Annotated in this window: 17 protein-coding genes; 9 read left to right on the top strand and 8 right to left on the bottom strand. The window is 40.1% G+C overall.

Going from position 1 to position 20,246, the window contains the following annotated elements:
• Positions 1–313 precede the first annotated feature (313 nt).
• On the top strand, positions 314–1,141 hold the full coding sequence (locus tag ABH008_RS12815; protein WP_347986015.1) for a penicillin-binding transpeptidase domain-containing protein: 828 nt from the start codon (positions 314–316) through the stop codon (positions 1,139–1,141).
• Between the two features lie 508 nt (positions 1,142–1,649).
• Entirely contained in the window at positions 1,650–4,709 is a 3,060-nt protein-coding gene (locus ABH008_RS12810; protein WP_347986014.1) for a hypothetical protein, read from the top strand.
• A 248-nt stretch (positions 4,710–4,957) separates the two neighbouring features.
• On the opposite strand, the gene ABH008_RS12805 is transcribed toward ABH008_RS12810, so the two are convergent.
• The 5 genes from ABH008_RS12805 to ABH008_RS12785 form a co-directional block, all read right to left on the bottom strand.
• Positions 4,958–6,796 carry an alkaline phosphatase family protein gene (locus tag ABH008_RS12805; RefSeq protein WP_347986013.1) on the bottom strand — a complete coding sequence of 613 codons (1,839 nt, stop codon included), beginning with the start codon at positions 6,794–6,796 and terminating at the stop codon, positions 4,958–4,960.
• 177 nt (positions 6,797–6,973) lie between these two features.
• Entirely contained in the window at positions 6,974–7,204 is a 231-nt protein-coding gene (locus ABH008_RS12800) for a DUF2934 domain-containing protein (protein ID WP_347986012.1), read from the bottom strand.
• A 21-nt stretch (positions 7,205–7,225) separates the two neighbouring features.
• A complete protein-coding gene (locus ABH008_RS12795) occupies positions 7,226–7,420 on the bottom strand; it encodes a DUF2934 domain-containing protein (protein WP_347986011.1) in 195 nt (64 codons plus the stop codon).
• 87 nt (positions 7,421–7,507) lie between these two features.
• Positions 7,508–7,948 carry a vitamin K epoxide reductase family protein gene (locus ABH008_RS12790; protein ID WP_347986010.1) on the bottom strand — a complete coding sequence of 147 codons (441 nt, stop codon included), beginning with the start codon at positions 7,946–7,948 and terminating at the stop codon, positions 7,508–7,510.
• 28 nt (positions 7,949–7,976) lie between these two features.
• On the bottom strand, positions 7,977–10,196 hold the full coding sequence (locus ABH008_RS12785; RefSeq protein WP_347986009.1) for an EAL domain-containing protein: 2,220 nt from the start codon (positions 10,194–10,196) through the stop codon (positions 7,977–7,979).
• 376 nt (positions 10,197–10,572) lie between these two features.
• On the opposite strand from ABH008_RS12785, the gene ABH008_RS12780 reads away from it, so the two are divergent.
• The 5 genes from ABH008_RS12780 (at position 10,573) to ABH008_RS12760 (ending at position 14,217) form a co-directional block, all read left to right on the top strand.
• Entirely contained in the window at positions 10,573–11,058 is a 486-nt protein-coding gene (locus ABH008_RS12780; RefSeq protein ID WP_347986008.1) for a hypothetical protein, read from the top strand.
• 37 nt (positions 11,059–11,095) lie between these two features.
• On the top strand, positions 11,096–11,554 hold the full coding sequence (locus tag ABH008_RS12775) for a PAS domain-containing protein (protein WP_347986007.1): 459 nt from the start codon (positions 11,096–11,098) through the stop codon (positions 11,552–11,554).
• 9 nt (positions 11,555–11,563) lie between these two features.
• Positions 11,564–12,391 (top strand): sterol desaturase family protein, encoded by an 828-nt coding sequence (locus ABH008_RS12770; protein ID WP_347986006.1) that lies wholly within the window; start codon positions 11,564–11,566, stop codon positions 12,389–12,391.
• Positions 12,392–12,652: 261 nt separating this feature from the next.
• Positions 12,653–13,582, top strand: coding sequence for a protein-methionine-sulfoxide reductase catalytic subunit MsrP (gene msrP, locus ABH008_RS12765; RefSeq protein ID WP_347986005.1), 930 nt, complete (start codon positions 12,653–12,655; stop codon positions 13,580–13,582).
• Complete coding sequence (locus ABH008_RS12760; protein WP_347986004.1) at positions 13,582–14,217, top strand: protein-methionine-sulfoxide reductase heme-binding subunit MsrQ; 636 nt, start codon at positions 13,582–13,584, stop codon at positions 14,215–14,217. The genes msrP and ABH008_RS12760 overlap by 1 nt, the downstream gene beginning before the upstream one ends.
• Before the next feature lie 275 nt (positions 14,218–14,492).
• Here ABH008_RS12760 and ABH008_RS12755 read toward each other — a convergent pair whose 3' ends face one another.
• From ABH008_RS12755 to ABH008_RS12745, 3 genes are all read right to left on the bottom strand, one after another.
• Positions 14,493–15,857: a caspase family protein gene (locus tag ABH008_RS12755; RefSeq protein ID WP_347986003.1), complete on the bottom strand. Its 1,365-nt coding sequence runs from the start codon at positions 15,855–15,857 to the stop codon at positions 14,493–14,495.
• 31 nt (positions 15,858–15,888) lie between these two features.
• The gene (locus ABH008_RS12750; protein WP_347986002.1) at positions 15,889–16,356 is read right to left on the bottom strand and encodes a hypothetical protein; all 468 of its coding nucleotides are present in this window, start codon (positions 16,354–16,356) and stop codon (positions 15,889–15,891) included.
• Positions 16,357–16,776: 420 nt separating this feature from the next.
• On the bottom strand, positions 16,777–17,406 hold the full coding sequence (locus ABH008_RS12745; protein ID WP_347986001.1) for a hypothetical protein: 630 nt from the start codon (positions 17,404–17,406) through the stop codon (positions 16,777–16,779).
• Positions 17,407–18,016: 610 nt separating this feature from the next.
• Between ABH008_RS12745 and can the strand changes: the two genes are divergently transcribed.
• Both can and ABH008_RS12735 read left to right on the top strand, forming a co-directional pair.
• On the top strand, positions 18,017–18,649 hold the full coding sequence (gene can, locus ABH008_RS12740; RefSeq protein WP_347986000.1) for a carbonate dehydratase: 633 nt from the start codon (positions 18,017–18,019) through the stop codon (positions 18,647–18,649).
• A 25-nt stretch (positions 18,650–18,674) separates the two neighbouring features.
• Complete coding sequence (locus tag ABH008_RS12735; RefSeq protein ID WP_347985999.1) at positions 18,675–20,207, top strand: SulP family inorganic anion transporter; 1,533 nt, start codon at positions 18,675–18,677, stop codon at positions 20,205–20,207.
• Positions 20,208–20,246 lie beyond the last annotated feature (39 nt).

Genomic DNA, 20,246 nt, shown 5'->3' with positions numbered 1-20,246 from the left:
TGTAGCATATGATGAATGACGCATAATTGGCAGCCATGGTGCAGTTTTAAGATTGATACTGGAGATTACGGCTTTTGTTGCGGTTCGTACCTCACCACAACCTACGAACTGCATTGAGTTAACTGTATCAACTTAGGCCATCGATTTTGATACAATTACAACAGCAATTAAAGTTGGCTTGTGAGAGTGGAAAAATTAGTGTCCTTTTTGTGTAATTTATAGTTTTCGATTGATTATCTAAACACCGCCCCATAACTATTAACTATCTAATTTCCAGTGTGCATACTGAAATCCAATTGTCCTTAATATTTCTATGAATTATCGCGCTCATCTTATATTTATTGGTTTATTTTGTATTTTTTATTTCAAACAATCACACGCCATTGATGCAATTGAAACATCCGAACATCACGATAAATCCTGTTTTTTGCTATATGAATTTGGGGTTGGTGAAATAATCCAGAATCCATCCGAAGCTTGCAAATTGAGATTGAGTCCTGCGTCAATATTCAAAATTCCACACGCATTGGCGGCACTGGATTCTGGAGTAATCACAAGTCCAGAACAGGAGTTAGAATACGATGGAAAAGGGAACTGGGCCTATTCGGCACGTCGAAACCACACCCTAGCCTCAGCAATTCGTAATTCAGTCGTTTGGTATTTTCAACGTATTGCATTACTACTTGGTTTAGAGCAAGAGAAAGCTTATTTGCATAAATTTGCTTACGGCAATGAAGATATTAGTGGAGGACTCACTAGCTTTTGGCTTGGAAATTCACTATTAATAACTCCTGAAGAGCAATTGATTTTTTTAAAAGCTCTATATCAAGATGCTTTGCCAGTAAAAAAATCAGCAATGACTGATGTTAAGACCGTTCTATTACAACCAACTAATGTCGTGGTTAATGCAGCAGGAGAGCAATCGTTTGCTGCACCTTGGCCAAATGATGCAAGAGTAAGCGCTAAAACAGGTAGTATAAATGATCAATTTGGACAGGGAATTCGATGGGTAATTGGATATATACATCGCGGTGAACGTGAGTATATATTTGTCAGTTGCGTAGTAGGAACTCCAGATATTTATGCAAATGCCGCAATAGATCAAGCAGCAAAATTACTGCATGAAAAAGGAATTTTATAGGATTTCAGCAGCCTGCCTACGGCTTACTACTTTCCAAGATTAACCCAGTATTTATTTGGCATTATTTATTGGCCTACCATTGATTATGCAGAAGCTTACTTTGACTACTGCATTGGCTTCTATTAAGCAATGATTTAATTCGGGCAAGCAACAGTCATAGATTGAACATTGTCGATAGGCTGCTGGTTGCCGAATTATCACATTGAGGTAACCAGCAAATTATCTTGTCGTCTTGTCGCCTACATCTGATCACTTTTGGTTTTTTTGAATAGGACAAATTAGCGCAGAACGAACACTTTTGGAGATGATTCAACAGGCCCCCTATACCTTTCACTGTGATATATTTAACAAATATTTGGTTAAAACACTAACAGATTAAGTATGCAATCGTTAATATAATGGTTTTAAATAGTTAAGCCCTTTCACCAAGCCTTTACTGATAATAGCCGCAGTAAGACTTGCCGATATACTGGCCGAATGTAGAGTTTAACCCCACGAGGTTTTGTGTATGGCAGAAGAAAGCAATTCTAAATCCGATTTTTCATTAGCGCATGTCACCTATTTATTATTAATAGTGGTGGCCGGCGGTTTATTTGTCGAACAAGACTCATTTCATGAAACCCGCCCTAATCAAAACCAAACGCATTGGGGTTTGAGTAACCATTTTCAGGATATAGCGGTACGTTTATGGCAGGATCCGTTTGAAGCCCTAAATCATCATAAAACCCCTAAGCTGGAATTAGTCAATAACGAAGACGCGTCGTTAGTATTGAAAAACGAGTCGAGTAACGAGGAAATGCATGACTTGCAATGGTTTAATGAACATTTGCGTGAAAAGTTTCAGAACAATTCAAACAGCATCATCATGGCCGTCATGCTTCCCGGAGGCCCCTATTATGAGGATAGTGAAACCCGTCGGCGCTTACGCTATGCCGTATTATCAGGCTTTAATGCTGCTCTGGCGTATGAGCCGGAAGATTCTGAACATATTGGTGTGTTTAGATGGTATGAGCCCAATATTGAAATCAGCTACGAAATGCTGGCTGAAACGCCTAAGCTTGATGCAACCGAATCTAAACAAGCCATAGTGCTTTATTTAAACAGTCAAGATTTTCAAAGTAAACCTTACGAAAAACTCAATAAGCTATTTGTTAATTTAGCCAGTAACTGTAATCCAAACAAGCATTGTGAGATTAGCCTGTTAGGGCCAACCGATTCGGCAATGCTACTGGAATTAGCCTCAGAAACAATGGATATGGAAACATGGCACCCGCCACTGTTAGCGGCCAATTTTCGAATATATTCGCCTCGAGCCACAATTGATGAAAAAAGCTTATTTCAAGATACAACTTTGAATGATGATCCGATTTCGGCCAATTTTAACCGCATAGGTTTAAACTTTAATCGTGTAACTGCTACTGATAAGGATTTAGCCAAACGCTTAAGCGCAGAACTCGCATTACGCGGTATTCAAATCAGCGATGCGTCGCAACATATAGTACTCATTTCGGAAAACGACACACTCTATGGTCACCATATAGGCACTACCTTTGCCCAACAACTGGCACAGTGCAATGACATTACCCCGCAAGTTTGCCAACAAAGATTAAATCAAATTCATAAATTTAGTTATTTTCGTGGTTTGGATGGTGAAAAACCCAATAAAACAGCACAAGGTACCCGCACACAACATACGGAAGGTGCCAGTAACGAAGGCAATAACGATAAAGAAGCGCAATCAAAAGCCATGGAAAGTGCTGATGGTGACAGTCAATTTGATTATGTGCGGAGATTGGTGGAAAAGCTGGAAGCATTGAATACCGACTTGGCCACTAAACAAGCCAGCATAACGGCAATTGGCGTACTCGGTAGTGATGTATACGATAAGCTACTCATATTGGAGGCATTTCATGAAAGCTTTCCGCAAGCACTATTTTTTTCTAACGAAATGGATGCGCGTATTTTACATCCTGATCAAAACCAATGGACACGTAATCTGATTGTTACTTCCAGTCTGGGATTGGAGTTGGCAGAACAATGGCAGAAAGATATACCCCCGTTTCGCGATAGTTACCAAACGGGTTATTTTCTGGCTACCGAAATGGCGTTATGGGATGCGTTTCATGCTCCTGTGCTTACGTCATCCATCTATAAGCAGACAGTTATTCATGAAATTGGCCGCACCCGCGCGTTTAATCTGCCTGATAACCGCCATGCCAATCAAGATATGCCGGATATAAACGACAGTGATTCGCAAACCATACCTGCTCCGTTGCAGATTCCCTCCCCCTATGATTCGGCCATTCAAGAGGCTGAATATCCGACATTGCCGGCCGCTAAACATATATTAGCCATAGCCAGCATTGGCTTACTGGTACTGTTTATCCTCTGGCGTTATTTTTCACATCAGCTACAAAGTGATGAATCCTACCCGTTGAAATATCAACTGCGTAAAGTTCAGAGGCAGATAAGCCTAGGACTGTTTGCTGGCGCTTTTGTGCTGATATCTGCCTTGTTAGCTGTTTGGTATATTCAGCCTGCCTGGTATCCTGCAGAACCGATAGCATGGTTAGAGGGGGTTAGCATTTGGCCAACACTACTGATTCGTTATATTGCTATTGTGGTGGCCGTTAACGGTATCGTTGCCGCCTATCATTGGCCTGATGTTATCAAAGAACAGTTATTTCATAAACTGAGTATCAAGCTAGATAACAGTATCGACTTTAACTTTAAATATGAATTTCTGGAAAATGCTATACAACGTTATCCCGCTTGTAAATCATACTTAGATTATAGTTATAAGGGTTTTAGCGTATACACGCTGTTGGGCATGACCATTAACATTTTGATCATTGCGACCTTTTCTATCATACTCATCAAAGGGTTTGGTTCCTTAAATATTCCATTTCGGGGAGAATTATCGTTCGATATTAATGCATTAATGATGATGGTGTTATTAATCACCTTTATCTTGGCACTGGTATTGGTCATTACCCGCACCCAAACCATAATTCGCTATATTGAAGACAATATTGAGACGGCGCCCCGTCACATCCATTTGCTGAAATTTTGCTGTCAGCAATTCAGTCAACAATTAAATATCCCTGCTACGCAATTGAGTGAATGGGCAAAAATTCGCCTGATTAGTGAATTAGCAGTTGAAGTAAATCAGCTTATCTTCTATCCATTAATTGTGGTGGCATTACATGTGTTTTCGCGCATGAGTTATTTTGACCACTGGAACACACCGCCGGGATTATTACTAGCACTGGCATTGTGTTTTGGCTATTTGTTTTATTGCGATTTTCGCTTGAAATCTGTGGCCGAAGAAGCGGAGAAAGAAACCATCAAAAAGATGAAGCGTCGTCTGATGCGCAGTGATGGTCGTCAGGATAGCGCATTGTCTACACAATTAAAAACACTTATTGAACGCGCCGAAATCTATGCAGCCTTAGCCTATAAACCCTTTTTGCAACGTCCTATTTTTCAAGGCTTTATGCTCATCATTGCCGCTACGGCAATCGGTTATTCGGATTACGCGTCATTAATGACGAAATTTTTGAAATAAATAACGCTATCAGCTGGATAAGTCGTAATTGGCGAAGCCGTATTGCGACACTGTTGCCTTCGACCATGTCGTGTATTACGCTGAAGCCAATGCGCTCTAAGTTGGTAATGACGACTTAGCGCCGTTGAATGTACGTTGATTTAATACATTCATACAAAGTGACGGTGGGTTTAAACGATAAGCCTATCAGCTGGCTATTAGCCAGCTGATAGGTAAAGCAGTATTATTTAATACCAGGTAAAACAGTATTATTTAATACCAGGTAAAACTTTGGTATTTTCCACTTGAACAGCTTGCAGTTCGTATGGATCAAGACCTAACAGATGTAAAATGGTCGGTGCAATTTGCACAGTTTGTACATTACTGTTGTTTACAGCATGGGCAACACCCGGCGCAGAAACAATAAGAGGTACATTACGATCATTAATATTAGCACCGCCATGCTCAGCTACTTTAGATAAGCTGCTACCAGCAAAAACGCTGCCGGTTTGAGCAATACCAATCACATCTGGATAACGGCCATCAGTGGCTTTAACACCCAATAGATTGGTCACGTCTTTACCAATTAATACGCTCGATAAGCCTGCGTTGTTAATGGTAACTGAAGTGGCTTTACCTTGATCGTCAGAACCAATGGCTGAAGGTACCACAAATGATGTACCTGCTACAGTGTTGCCTGTAGTGTAGTTTTGCAGGAATGCTTTAGCAAAGGCTGGACCGTTAACTCTATCGTTCAACCACCATAAAACACCATCGTCATCCATAGGATGCGCAATTAAAGGTTGAACGGCAGATGGATAAGCGGCTGCCCATGCTGCGTTAGCGGCATCTGTTAAGCCAGGGCCAGTAGTAGGATCCAAAGATACAGAGTTGTTACCATCGTTAATTAGTTTCAGGTCCGCTCTTAATACAGGAGACTGGCCGTGTTTGGCTGAAATGATCACTGCAATGTTATTCTTCAGCTTTGCATTATCACTAATAGCTGTTTGCATTTGTTTCAAACTGTTATCAACAAATTTAATAGCGGAAGTAACCACTGGGCCTGGAGTACCATCGGCATTATAACCACCTAATAATTTGGTAGTTGGGCTTTCTGGAATATAAGAAGCATTCAGTTTTTGTGCTGTAGATACCGCTTGGAAATTCATACCAAAAATAGCAGGAACACCCGTGGTGTTAACACCTGAATGATCTTTACCATTAATTTGGTTTATGATGGCAGCCACTTTAATGGTGTCATATTTTTGAGTATTCAGATTGCTTTTGGTCCAATCTTTATCGCTCGATAAATCAATAATACTGTTGATTTCAGGAGAGAATAGCTCATCTATACCGTAACCTGAAGGTCCGTTCAGAATTTCATAAGCGGCATGTTTGTCAGACCAAGCAGTGTGTAAACCATGAGCTTTAGCGACTTCAAAAATGGTGTTCACTTGAACATATTGATGCGGATAAACAGGCGTACAAGTGCTAGGATCTACAGGCAGAGTGCTTGGGTCGATCTCAATGTTTCTGACATCATTGGGGCTAGTTGCCAGTTTCAAGATAGTAGATGGCACACTGCTCACATCGCCAGGAACTAAGGTATTAACGATAGGATACAGGTTAGGAATGCCTTGGCCTGCGTCTAAAGAAATGTAGTTATTGGGCGCAGTACCCAATGTAGGCTCGTTGCCTTCTGTGTAAAACACTTCAACACCTGGTTTTGCTTTAGAGCAATCTGTTGTGCCTTGTGGATACAGAGTACGGCTATAAGCATCATCATAATAGATGCCGGTGGTTTTTGGGTTGCCACCTGTTACTTGACCGACCATACCAGGAAAAGAATCAGACGGGAATGGCGTTAACGCATTGTTGTAAGATGCGCCAGAATTAACCAATGCAGCTAAAGTAGGACAGGCATTGTTAGCCACACACCATTTAAGATCGTTTTGGTGCAAACCGTCGACAGAAATCAACAGTACGTGTCTAACTGCCGATTGATGATCATGGTCGCGATCAAAATGATCATCAAAATCAGCTAAAACCGAGTTAGACGCCAGAGCCATGGCAATGGCCACTGGTAATAATTTTTGAATCAGTTGCATTTTATACTCCTGCTATATTTGCGTTGTGTAGATATGCCAATCTAGCATTGTTAGGTGACAAAAATATGACAACTGCTTCAACGCAATAAGCCGGAATAGGTCGTAATAGGCGAAGCCGAATCGCGACACTGTTGCTGAAAAGAATTTTAATGGATAGAAAAATATTACCCTGACATTTCAGCCTGTTTTGTTTTGATTAACCGTCAGCATAGGGACTTGGGGTATGGGATTTGCCAATTGAACTGGATGATGTTGCCAGGCACTCAAGTGAGCGTTACCAACAGCATAAACCCGATATTCCATCTCCGCACTCAGCCAGTCATCCACTTTATGGCCTGGCGAAAATCTCCGCGCTTCAGCCTTGAAATGGGCGGATTCGGCAATAGGTAGCGAGTAAGTTTCGCTCACAGTGATTACCGTTATCTAAGCCTATTCGTAGTGATGTATCACTTCTTGCTCGGCTTCTAACCAATCGTCTATCTCATGACCTGGTTCAAAACCTCGGTTGCTGGCTTTGTAATAAGCCAGTTCAGCAATTCTTGTAATATCTGGATGCAGATTTATAATTTCTGCCGTTTGTTCAGGATTATGAGTAGTTGCCTTTTTTTCAGCTTTTGCTGCCATGTTGTTCTCCTTTCAGTTTTAAATGTTAGTAAGCTCAGTATGGCGCTTAAAATCGATAATAAATATTCGTATGATTACTGACTAAAGTTACTGGGTTGAACGCAGATAACCACGAATGGCCATCAGAAAATCTGTCAGGATCAGCAAGGTGCAAAATAGACATAATGGACACAGTTTTTGAATATAAACCACTTCGTTGTATACATACACCAAGTTAAGCATCAAGCCCATGGCGGCTATAATCGTGATAGCGTAGAACCGGTTGCGGGTATGAGTTTTAGACAGTAATTGCCATGCTAATACCATTAATATGGGATACACAAACAATGCAATACTACACACTGGCACCCCTAAAAACTGGGCGTAAGGGCTACTGATGACACTGGAACAGGATAGAGTGCTGTTGATGTCACATAGGCCAATGACGTTACTGTCCGCTGTCTCTTGCCAATACAGATAAGTTAAGTAACCCGCATTAAGCATACCGATAGTGGAAGCGGCAAAGATAGTTTTGGCGGCAAGTCTCATGGTTTATGCTCCTAATGCTAAAAGGCGTTTAATAAAATAATGCTGCAAATTCTTCAGCAGACACAGCCTTGCTTTTATAATAGCCCTGAAAATAGTCACAGCCCTTCTCTTTTAGAAAATTAAACTGTTCCACCGTTTCAACGCCTTCTGCAAGTACTTTTAAACGTAGGATATGTCCCATGCCAATAATAGCGGCAGCAATTTCCATATCATCTTCAAGTTGAGGTATATCATTAACAAACGATTTATCAATTTTTAGAATATCTATTGGAAAATGTTTTAGATAAGCCAATGAAGAATAACCCGTACCAAAATCATCAATGGCTAACCGTACACCTAAAGCACGTAAACGGTTTAAGATTAATACCACTTCTGTTTCTCTTTCCATTAGAGCACTTTCTGTTATTTCCAATTCCAGATACTCAGCAGGAAAACCTGTCTCTTTTAGTACCTGTGTTACTGTCGCGGCGATATCATGATGCCGGAACTGATGAGCGGAAAGATTGACAGCTAATTTTAGCAGTGGTAACCCCGCTTTAATCCAGCGTTGTCCTTGTAAGCAGGTTTCTGTCAGTACCCATGTACCAATTTCTTTGATTAGCCCAGTTTCTTCTGCAATAGGTATAAACTGACCAGGGGGTATGATGCCCTCCTCATGGCAGTTCCAACGTAAAAGTGCTTCAGCACCAATAATATTGCCAGTTGCAATTTCTATCTGTGGCTGATAATTAACAACAAGCTCATGTTTACTGATTGCTCTGCGTAGCATTGATTCTAAGTTTACGCGACGCAAAGAAGCATGGGTAAGGTTTTCTGAATAATATTTAAAATTTCCACGCCCTTCAGCTTTAGCGCGGTACAAAGCCGCATCGGCCTGTTTTAGAAGCTCTTCTGAAGTTTTTCCATTATCAGGGAATAAACTGATACCCACGCTGGCACCAATATGTATTTCAATTCCACTCGATAGCAGCCAGGGTTCACTCAGTGCTGCAATAATATCGGTAGCGACAATTGCGGCATCTTGTGGATGGGTTAAATCTTCTAACAGTAACGCAAATTCATCACCACCTAATCGGGTTATGGTATCAATATCACGAAGCCGGTTCGATAATTTTTTCCCGACTTGTTTTAATAATTCGTCACCGATCAAATGCCCAAAACTATCATTAACGTCTTTAAATCGATCTAAATCCAGTATAAGCAAGGCTGCCGATTTACTTTCACGATGCGATATCGAAATACAATGCTCAAGGCGCGAGAATAACAATAATCGGTTAGCTAATCCGGTTAATGGGTCATGGTGCGCCAAATAATCTAGACGTGCAAATGCATCATTTATCTGGGTATTGTCGGAAAATACACCAACATAATGTGTAATTTGATCACGTATATTACGTATGGCACTGATGCTCAACAACGCAGGATAAAATTCGCCATTTTTGCGTCGGTTCCAGATTTCGCCCTGCCAGTAGCCTGTTTTATTTATTTCAGCCCACATCGCAGCATAAAAACTACTATCTTGATGACCCGATTTAAAAGTGCCTGGTGTTTTTCCAATCACTTCATAGTTAAAATATCCAGTTAATCTACAGAAAGCCTGGTTAACAATTAGAATGCGAGTATTAGCATCAGTAATGATGACTCCCTCACGCACGCACTCAAATATAGCAGCAGCTTGTTGCATATTTTCTATATTTGCCATGCGTTTGTTAATATCGCTCATCACCAAACGAAATATTTTACTGTTATCAATATTCTTAGCCTGATTGGCTTCAAGCCTGACCCAGAAGTCAGTACTATCTGATTTAGCTAAGCGTATATCAACAGCCTCCAGCCTTCCGTTTTCAGTTAACAGCTTGCTAGCTCGATAATAAATATCCTGATCATCGAATGCTATAAATTGTGTTAATGGTCGATTGATTAATTCATTGGGGGTTTTACCAAACCATTTGCTGGCGGTTAAATTGGCCTCTAATATGAGACTCTGCTCGTTCATGGTGATATAGCCAACTGGTGCCAAATCGTATAATTCAAAATAACGTGCCTGACTAATCTCCAGATCGGTGTGCGTAGAACGCAGTTCTTCATTCTGAATTTCCAATTCTATTTGATGAACTTGCAGTTCGTGGATCAATCGTTTGTCTTGCGTTTTCTCATCTAAACGAATTTCTTGTTTAGCGAGTAGACGCTGTTCAGCCAGTTCACGTAATTCTGAATTGACTGGAAACACATTAATTTTGCTGTGCATGGTGAAATGCTCCTATCACTGTTCTAGTTTGGCAACATAAACAAAATGTAAGCTGAATAGATTTCTTATCCAAGGATGCATCGAATTATTATTTTAATTAAATCAAAGCCTTAATAGTAATGTATTTTGTAGGGCTTTTTGATTTTACGCTTTTTTAGAAAAAAAACAATGGGGTGAGCAGTTAGGCTATTAAACAGTGACTAGCTTTTACACCGTAAAAGGCATCAGCGCTGGTTGAAAGAAACGATTTTGTGACACGTACATCTTTTGTACAACTCGATTATTGACAATACTCGTACATGAAGAGCAATAATACCTCACGGTTTGCAATAAAAAATATAATTACTTAATGCAGTTTTCCAGATAGGGGGGAAACATGTCCATCGCCTTACCGTTTAACTTTTCAAAACCCATTGCTGGTGAAGCCAGTATTTCTATTGAAACACCTATTCAGAGTGTTTTTAATTTCATAGCGATTCGCTTCTTCGAAAATTACCCGAAATGGGCGGCCGAAGTATCTGAATTGCATTGTCTTGATGGCGAGGAAGTGTATGTCGGTGCCAAAGCCAAACAGATCCGCGATGAAAATGGCAGTGAGGTGGAATCAATCTTTGAAATCACTGAACTGGAACCCAACCTAAAATTGGTGTTATCCGGTATTTCTTCACCTTATAAACAATGCTATCAGCTCAATAATACAGAGGAAAGTGAGGCAACACAGTTAACCTTTCGTTTTGAGTTATTAGAGCTGGAAGTATTTATGCGGCCCTTTGAAAAACTGATTCGCTATGCCATTGAAGAAGGCGCTGAAAATACCGTAGAAAACATCCGACAACTGATTTTGCTTGATGCGCAAGCATAGTTGACAAACTAGATAAACTGAACACCGGAGTACAACAATGACATTTATAATTGATAAAGAAAACAGTTTAATTCCACAAGTATTGTCAGCTATTTTGGATGAATGCGTTAATGGAGTAACCCTGGCAGATCCTGATTTGGAAGATGCACCAATCATTTACGCTAACAAAGCCTTTGAAAAATTAACAGGCTATAGTCAAGAAGATATTATCGGTTTTAATTGTCGGTTTTTACAGGGCGAAGACCGTGAACAAGAAGCGCGATATAAAATTGCTGAGGCAATGCGTAACCATCAGGCGACAGAGGTAACTCTTAGAAACTACAAAAAAGATGGTCAATTATTTCACAACCGTTTAAAAATTATACCCTTATTTGATAAAAAACAACGGGTAGTCTATTACCTGGGTGTGCAATACGATATCAGCGAACAAGTACAAGCAGCCAATGAAATACAACAACTGTCTTCGTTACTGGAAGCTTTAGCTCCCCAAAGTTAGGAGTATTTCATGCAAGATACTATTGATACAAACGCAGGTATGCCTTATTTGGTGGCATTATTCAGTTTAGCTGCCGTGTTTTTTGTGTTGTTACTGGTGTTGGAAAAGCGTCATCCTTACCGCACTTTTCCCATACAGGTACAAAAAAACTCTTTTGTAACCAATACCTCAGTGTTTCTATTAAACAATCTGATACTGACCATACTTAAAGCGTCTTCATTGTTTCTGGTGGCAGAAAAATTCTCGGGTAGCGGTCTGTTGGCAAACATGGATGACGGCATTTTGAAAAGCCTACTTGCGTTTGCATTATTTGATCTGGCTATTTACGGTTGGCATTACGCTGGACATAAACTGGAATGGATGTGGCGATTTCATAAAGTTCATCATAGCGATAAAAGCTTTAATGTCAGTACGGGTATACGCTTTCATGTTTTCGATTTACTTTTGGAAATAATCTACAAATGTGTTTTTGTCGTGGTAATAGGCGTAAATGCCTATCTGATCTTAGCTATTGAGATAGTTGAATTATTTTTTATTTTTTTCCACCATGCCAATATCCGTTTACAGATAGAGCCACAACTTTCCGCCTGGATTATCACACCATCATTACACCGTACCCATCATTCTACTTTGCGCAATGAACACGACAGCAATTACGGCATCGTACTGGCAGTATGGGACAAACTGTTCGGTACGCGCTTGGAGCATGAGCCTGAACAGATCGGTTTAAACTTAATGGCTGCCGAAAACGTAGTGCAACTATTTTCACTGGCATTTATTACCGAACGCCAAATGAAAAAAATACTGAGTTTGATACCCAATAACAAGAAAAAGTAAGTATTGGATGTATTGATTAGCCCGATTTTATAGTCGTTAAATTATGCCCAGTGCTTAAGCTGTGTATCGGCTAATCAAGTTCTATTTAACCACCAATGTCTTGGGAGCTTCGAAAAACCTGGCTTTTGTGCTTCGACAGGCTGAGAACGAACGGTAAGCTATTGATATATATGCCGCCGTTCGCCCTGAGCTTGTCGAAGGGTGGTTTTTCGAAGTTCCCTCTTATATCCAAGCGGTCTAAACAGTACCGGAGGAATGCAAATGTCTATTAACCTAATTAAAGCAATTCCAGGTACCGAGATTACGGATGAAGAAATTTTTGTTAATCGCCGTGCATTTATTAAAAGCATGGGTGTTGGTGTGGGTATAGTCAGCAGTTTATCCCCATTTAAAAGTTTGTTTGCCAGTGACAAAGAACCGAAACTATTGGAGTCTACCCCACTTAAACTCATCGAAAATTATAATAATTATTACGAATTTAGTTTTAAAAAAGAAGATGTTAATACTCTTGCGCAATCGCTGCGCATTGATCCGTGGTCGGTGGAAATTAGTGGTGAAGTGGAGAAGCCGACAGTTTTTCATTTAGAAGATTTACTAAAACGCTTTCCAGCACAAGAGCGCCTATATCGGTTTCGCTGTGTGGAAGGATGGTCTATGGTGGTGCCGTGGCAAGGATTTCCTTTAGCCGATTTATTGCAAGCGGTTAAACCTTTATCTACCGCGCACTTTGTCAGGCTGGTATCTACCAGCCAACCCGAAGCAATGCCAAATTTGAGCAAAAATGCCATGTTGCAGTGGCCTTACGAAGAGGGATTACGCATGGACGAAGCTATGCATCCATTAACCTTACTAGCCAGCGGTATGTATGGTAAAAGCCTGGCTAAACAAAATGGTGCTCCCTTGCGCTTGGTAGTGCCGTGGAAATACGGTTTTAAAAGTATCAAAGCCATCGTAAAAATTGAGTTACTTAAACGAGCGCCCTTAACCACCTGGAATCGCTTTGCACCCAATGAGTATGGGTTTTACGCCAATGTTAATCCCGCCGTGCCACATCCACGCTGGAGTCAAAATAGTGAACGCTTATTAAGTAACGAACTATGGACACCGCGACGCACAACCGAATTGTTTAACGGCTATGCTGAACAGGTGGCTCATCTTTATAGTGCAATGGATTTAAGGCATTTTTTCTAATGAAACTATCCACACAGCAACTCAAAACCTATAGTATCGGTTTATGCCTGGTTCCATTGCTGGGTATAGTGTTTGATATTTTAACCAATAATTTGGGTGCTAATGCCATGCAAGCCCTACATATCCGCTTAGGTGATTGGGCGTTACGGTTTTTGTGCATTACCCTGCTTATTTCTCCCCTGCAAAGCATGACTAAATGGCGAGGTATGGCCGATTTTAGACAATTGTTTGGTTTATTCAGTTTTTTTTATGCCTTTCTGCACGTACTGGCCTATCTGTTATTAGATTTTCAAGGTCAATGGTCGCTTATCTATATCGACATTCTGGAAAGTAGTTATCTGTGGTTTGGATTAATTACCTTTGTGATTTTATTATTGCTGGCCATCAGTTCTCCAAACGCCGCTAAAAAAAGATTGGGCGTAAAATGGAAGAAACTGCACCGTTTTATCTATCTAGCTGCTGCCACTGCTGTGCTGCATTTTCTATGGCAATTAAAAGGTAATATGGCAGAGCCGCTGTTTTATATGCTAATTATTGGTTTATTGCTTTTATTTCGCGTGGTTAATTATTATAAAAACCGCAAATTCAGTAAATTAATGCTACCCATTGGACGCAAGAAAGTAATTGACGAATAAATTAGGTTTAATTGGTAGAAAATTAAAAATTAATGGGCTGTTACGCGTTATGCCGGATGGAACTGTTGGATGTGCTAAACGAAGTGCAGCGCATCAATCACGATTGAATTGATTACTTACAATAAGCCAGAATAGGTCGTAATAGGCGAAGCCGTATTGCGACACTGTTGCCTTCAACCATGAGACAAATTACACTGAAACTAATGCGTCCTATGAGGCCGGTGCGTGAGTAATGACAACTTACCTCGTTGCCACTAGTTACTGATGTTGAGTGCTCAACCATCGTTAGCGGATTCATCTATGCATCTGGCACCCCACTCTTGTTTGGTGCTATAAGCATCTTTTGCGACGCCTGCGGTTCTTAAACGGTTTACCAAAGTCTGTGCTTCAACCTGATTTAAGCCGTGACCGGCAACAATGGCAAATTGTTCGTTACTCTGACCATCTCTAGCTACAGTGGTCCACAGCTTGAACCTAAACTCTGGAAATTGATTGCGGAAAATCTGCAATTTATCAATCGCTTCAGAGTTATTGGCAGAATTGGGAAAGGATGCCACGATGACATTATGCGTATCAGCCAAGCAGGGTTTAAAGTAGATTGGAGCATCTGGTAATAATTGGCTATTTGAAGTCAGGGCTGGCGCTGGCGTTATTTGCTGGGGTTGGCTTAATAACAGGTTATCAGTCTTTGGCTTAGCCAGTTCTAAACGATTTACCCCCTTGAACTGATCGAACTGAAAAACAATATCACCTTTATCAAGATCAGGATTGGGAATGGGTTTTGACAGCGGATGCTGAGTATTGCCAGTGTAAGTGGATAACTTTTTTTTGAGAAAATCGCCCAGTTCTATACCGCTTAAAAAGCCACCATGCACAATTTCCGGGTAATCGCCTTCCAAGGCCTGTGTTAGCACTTTGACAAAAGTACCGTCCGTGGGCAACCTATCGTTTTCATCGCCAGCGGTGATGAATTGCCTAACAGGCGAATGACCGGTGGAGAGGATATATTGCGTCATATCATCATTAGTTAAGGTTGGACTTGTTGTATATCCCATATCTTTGAATATCATCCCGGAAAAACAACTATCAAAGATTAACAGTGCATGTCTGGCTTTAACCAAACTCTTAACTTGGTCAACTATGCTGGGCATGGACAACGCTTTTATGCGCAACTGCGTTATATTGGCTGCTTCGTTAGGTGCGTCGATGGGTACAATATAACCCACCTTGTTGTCTTTATCAGTCCAGCCATGCCCAGAATAATAAACCACTAGCCTGTTTTCACTATTCTGCCCGTAGGTGGCAAAAAACTCTTTGAAAACTGTTTGCAGGGAGATGTAATCTAAATTGGGTTTTGCGATAATTTGAAAGCCGTGCTTCCTGAGGGTATGGCTTAGACGCTCGGTTTCTTCTGGCACATTATTAAGCGTATCCCAACCACCTTTGTTTTCGCCAAGATAATTAGACATGCCTATCATCAGTGCATAACTTCCACCACTATACAGCAGGGTCTTCTTGCCTAAAGCGTTATCATAATAGGGTTGCGGCTCTGGTTGAATATCCGCTGCCAGACATTGAAGTTGAAAAATAGCTAACGATAGAAATGCCAGTACCAAAAATAAACGCTTTCTAATCGACATGATTGCCTACTCTATCTAATACCCGTATTCATTACTTTTTAGTAATGGAACTGAGTAAGTCTATAAGCTGTTGCACGGTGCCTTCGGGTGGAAAAATCTCAGTTTTACCATTACGATGCTTAATAATGGTAGTGCCTGGTATCAGTGCCTTATCGCAGCTGACTTCCAGTTTGCCACCCTTGTCAAGGATAACAGTACCCCCGCAGCGTATATCATGAGCCAGTGTTACCGTTTGTCTGGCTAATACCGTAAGTGTAACAGCTGCAACCACTACCAAAATTTCGGCACCTTTCGAATCACTATCGGCTTTTTGTTCAGTTCCCGTGCCCAGCTGGGTAATTAAATCCGCTCTAATGTCTTGTGGCACATTCCATATGACTGCCGAGACTTGTTCCGACTCCGCATAAACGGGTGGTAAAAGCAGAAAAATCAAAGCAAGTGCAAAAATGCCTATTACATAGGTCTTTTTAAAGTATACCTTGGTTAAATATATAGACATTACACTTCCCCCATTTGTTAGTAAATTCTGAAACAAACTCGGCAGATCAAAACATAAGTCATGCTATGGACGTATTTCTCGATGGAAACACTATCAAGAGATTGGGTTTAATTGGGACGTTAATATTATGGCATATGCTAACGATATGTTCATCAGTACCTGGAAAAAACAAACGTTCAGACACTGTAACAGCAATCAATGTTACTGCTAAATAACCGCCAGTGACAGCAACAGACAAAACAGAGCTGTGTGCATAAACAAATCCTAAATAGAAAAAGTAAAAAATAGATTGTACCAAGCCCCACCTATAAAAAATAAAAACTGGACGCTGGTTGGGTACTTTTAAAGCTTAAATAAACATAAGCTCTGAAATTGCTTTAATTTCAGTAAAAAAAACCGCTATTCAATAACTTAATATAATTACAGTTTAGTGATTTTTGTTTTCAAGTCAACTTGCGATTGCTGCAAACCCTTTAAAATTTTTCCATTTGCCTCTAGTTTTTTTTGAAGTAGTGAAAAATTTTCTAGAGTCGTATTGAGTGAAGTTTTAGTATTACTTCCAAATTCATTAATGTCTGTTAGAGCTTGTTTTTCTATATTTAATAGATTGGTTGCTTCTTTACGTTGAAGATTATAATTATAAACTTGGTAGCCAGTGAATATAGGGCCGAAATAAGGTATAAGGCCAATACCTTTTTTAACTAAATCAACCGGGGTTGGTATTCTTGGCTTCATAGAGAATGGACTATTAAACTCAACATCTTTTAGATTGTTTTCTGCTTCTTTTACCAACATTTGCATATGTGCAACATCATCATTATTTTGCTTTAAACTATTTTGTAACAATAATTGCTGAGAGACTAACTGATTCTGTTGTTGCTCAAGTGATGACTGTAACCTAAGCTGCTCAGATTCGTTTTTCTTGACTGATTCAAGCTGCTGATTCAGTCCTTTATATTCAGTAGCATTTCCACTAATGTAAGTCCAAAAAGGAACACTGGCATATTGATGGAAAAAGCCTTTTTTCATTTCTTCTTCTGACACACTCATAATATGATCTCCAAAATTGCTAGTTTGTTAAAAAACCAAAAAACCTTGTTTGGCAGAAATATTGGACTAGTTACCGGTAAAATGATGTATGAAGTGGCTGAACTTGATGGAACGTTTGATAAAAAGAAAATAAATAACAAGACCGCAAGCGTATTTGATTGTGTTAAAAACATAAGCAAAATACCTTAGCGAATTTAAAAAACGAAGTTATTTACACCCACTTATGCTTATAAATAGCTGTATTAGCCTAACATCTGTCATGGCGGATTATACATAATTTTATCTATTAAACAAGATGATAAGAAATTTTAATTGTTAGTAAAGCCGCTAATCTCCACATGACTAAGGTGTTAAGGGGTTAACACTTATTCAAATCTACTCAATTTAATTATACCTGACACCTTTGTCATATAAATTATGCCGATGTAAGGTACATGAAAGGTGACATTGGTAGGATGCAGTCTTAGTTCGAAAAAGACTTTTTAACCCGTTGGCTTGTCCCAGGTAATGCAATTACGATTGATACACCTGTCAAAAAGTACAGTTCGACCGATTAAGTAATATTTTTCTTCGAAAAATCCGTATCTTAAAACTTATTCATACAACTATCATGCTAAATCCAGAAAAATTACTATTAGAAAACAGAGCTTGGTCGGAAGATGTTATTAGCCGGGATCCTCATTTTTTTGAAAATCTTGCCAAAGAACAAACGCCCGAGTTTTTGTGGATAGGCTGTTCAGATAGCAGAGTACCCGCTGAAACGGTTGTTAATGCTCAGCCTGGTGAAGTTTTTGTACACCGCAATATTGCCAATCAGGTAATTAATACCGATTTTAATTGCCTGAGTGTATTGCAATACGCTATCGAGGTGCTTCACGTTAAACATATTATCGTCTGTGGGCATTATGGTTGTGGTGGTGTTAAAGCCGCACTGGAAAAGCAAAAATCGGGCTTAGTGATCACCAACAAATGGCTAATGCATATTAAAGATCTGTATCGTTTACATCAGGATGATTTGATTGCACTGAATCCCGATAAAATGTTGGATCGACTCATCGAATTGAATATTATCGAACAGGTATACCGTTTAGCGCACACATCAATTATTCAATTTGCTTGGAAACATGGTCATAAACCGACTATACATGGCTGGGTATATGGCTTAGAAAATGGTTTGCTGCATGAGTTGATCAAGCTGGATGAAAATAGCCCAATCAACAAAATTTATCAACATGCGGATTAAATGAATTAAACAAGGAATAGATTTGATGAGCTCCAATATTCACTATTACATACACTATTTACGTAACGACTTATCAGCAAGTATTGTGGTTTTTCTAGTAGCATTACCCTTGTGTCTTGGTGTAGCTTTGGCTTCTGGAGCTCCGCTGTTTTCAGGAATTATTGCTGGAATCGTGGGTGGCATCGTGGTGTCATGGGCTAGTGGCTCGCAATTAAGCGTATCTGGACCAGCAGCGGGACTGACTGTGATAGATTCCAATGCAATTGAAACTTTAGGCAGTTATAGTGGTTTTTTATTAAGTTTGGTCATTGCAGGTTGCTTACAAATCATATTCGGCTCTCTGAAAGCTGGATTGATTGGCGCTTTTTTTCCCACATCGGTGATTAAAGGCATGCTGGCCGCGATTGGATTGATTTTACTGATTAAACAGATACCCCACGCAACCGGCTATGACATCAGTTATGAGGGGGACGAAAGCTACATGCAGGAAAATGCTGAATCCAGCATTTTTGAACTGCTGCAAGCTCTGAATGGCATAACGCCCGCTGTAATGTTGGTTAGCGTTGTCGCGCTGTTAATTCTGATAGTTTGGGACACTAAATTTATCAAACGAATTAATATCTTACGAATGGTGCCCGGACCTTTAATGGCAGTAGTCTGGGGAGTCAGTTATAACTACTGGGCTTTGCAATATGTGCCAGAATGGGCTATTGGGTCGAAGCATCTGGTTACATTGCCGGAATTAAGTTTTATTGACCAGCTGCAACTGCCGAATTTCAATTTATTCACTAATCCGAAAATATACAGTATTGCATTAAGCTTGGCGATTATAGCCAGCTTGGAAACGTTATTGAGTCTGGAGGCGGTAGATAAATTAGATCCGCAAAAACGTATTGCACCCACCAACCGCGAACTTAAAGCCCAAGGTTTCGGTAATATTATTAGCGGCATGCTTGGAGGTTTGCCCATTACAGCGGTGATTGTACGCAGCTCTGCTAATATTAATGCCGGTGGGCAAACACGGGTGTCAAGCTTTATCCATGGCGTGTTGCTGCTGCTAAGCATTTTGTTCTGCGCAAGTTTACTTAATACTATCCCCATTGCTTGTTTGGCGGCAATTCTTTTACAAACCGCTTATAAACTGGCTAAACCAAAATTGTTTATAGAGTTCTACAGGAAAGGCTGGAATCAATTTTTGCCGTTTGTGATTACCGTGCTGGCAATTTTAATTACCGATCTGCTGATGGGTATTGCAATTGGCTTGGTCAGTGGATTCTTTTTTGTTTTAAAGGCTAACTTTCATTCGGCAATCACCTTGACTCGACACGGTTCTCATTACTTATTGCGCATGCACAAAGATGTCTCTTTCCTCAATAAGGCTCTGTTACGGAAATATTTGCGCGAAATATCGGATGAAAGTGAATTAATAATTGATGGCAATAAAGCTCAGTTCATTGATCATGATATTCTTGAAACCATTTCAGACTTTTTGCTGGTTGCGCCTAGCCGTAGTATCACTGTGGAAATACAAGGGCTTAAAGTTGATAGTATAACTTAGCTTTTGTTAGGTTTTATTGAACCTTCATGAATTTATGTA

The organism is Methylomonas sp. AM2-LC (assembly GCF_039904985.1).
Classification (GTDB): Bacteria; Pseudomonadota; Gammaproteobacteria; order Methylococcales; family Methylomonadaceae; genus Methylomonas.
The sequence above is the reverse complement of the archived record's forward strand: the minus strand, read 5'-3'. Positions and strand labels throughout refer to the sequence as shown.

Bases quoted from the DNA above. Each gene is read 5' to 3' on its own strand.
- ABH008_RS12735 (WP_347985999.1), top strand. From the start codon at position 18,675: ATGAGCTCCAATATTCACTATTACATACACTATTTACGTAACGACTTA.
- ABH008_RS12790 (WP_347986010.1), bottom strand. From the start codon at position 7,948: ATGAGACTTGCCGCCAAAACTATCTTTGCCGCTTCCACTATCGGTATG.
- ABH008_RS12750 (WP_347986002.1), bottom strand. From the start codon at position 16,356: ATGTCTATATATTTAACCAAGGTATACTTTAAAAAGACCTATGTAATA.
- ABH008_RS12810 (WP_347986014.1), top strand. From the start codon at position 1,650: ATGGCAGAAGAAAGCAATTCTAAATCCGATTTTTCATTAGCGCATGTC.
- ABH008_RS12815 (WP_347986015.1), top strand. From the start codon at position 314: ATGAATTATCGCGCTCATCTTATATTTATTGGTTTATTTTGTATTTTT.
- ABH008_RS12755 (WP_347986003.1), bottom strand. From the start codon at position 15,857: ATGTCGATTAGAAAGCGTTTATTTTTGGTACTGGCATTTCTATCGTTA.
- can (WP_347986000.1), top strand. From the start codon at position 18,017: ATGCTAAATCCAGAAAAATTACTATTAGAAAACAGAGCTTGGTCGGAA.
- ABH008_RS12745 (WP_347986001.1), bottom strand. From the start codon at position 17,406: ATGAGTGTGTCAGAAGAAGAAATGAAAAAAGGCTTTTTCCATCAATAT.
- ABH008_RS12775 (WP_347986007.1), top strand. From the start codon at position 11,096: ATGACATTTATAATTGATAAAGAAAACAGTTTAATTCCACAAGTATTG.
- ABH008_RS12795 (WP_347986011.1), bottom strand. From the start codon at position 7,420: ATGGCAGCAAAAGCTGAAAAAAAGGCAACTACTCATAATCCTGAACAA.
- msrP (WP_347986005.1), top strand. From the start codon at position 12,653: ATGTCTATTAACCTAATTAAAGCAATTCCAGGTACCGAGATTACGGAT.
- ABH008_RS12770 (WP_347986006.1), top strand. From the start codon at position 11,564: ATGCAAGATACTATTGATACAAACGCAGGTATGCCTTATTTGGTGGCA.
- ABH008_RS12780 (WP_347986008.1), top strand. From the start codon at position 10,573: ATGTCCATCGCCTTACCGTTTAACTTTTCAAAACCCATTGCTGGTGAA.
- ABH008_RS12785 (WP_347986009.1), bottom strand. From the start codon at position 10,196: ATGCACAGCAAAATTAATGTGTTTCCAGTCAATTCAGAATTACGTGAA.
- ABH008_RS12805 (WP_347986013.1), bottom strand. From the start codon at position 6,796: ATGCAACTGATTCAAAAATTATTACCAGTGGCCATTGCCATGGCTCTG.
- ABH008_RS12760 (WP_347986004.1), top strand. From the start codon at position 13,582: ATGAAACTATCCACACAGCAACTCAAAACCTATAGTATCGGTTTATGC.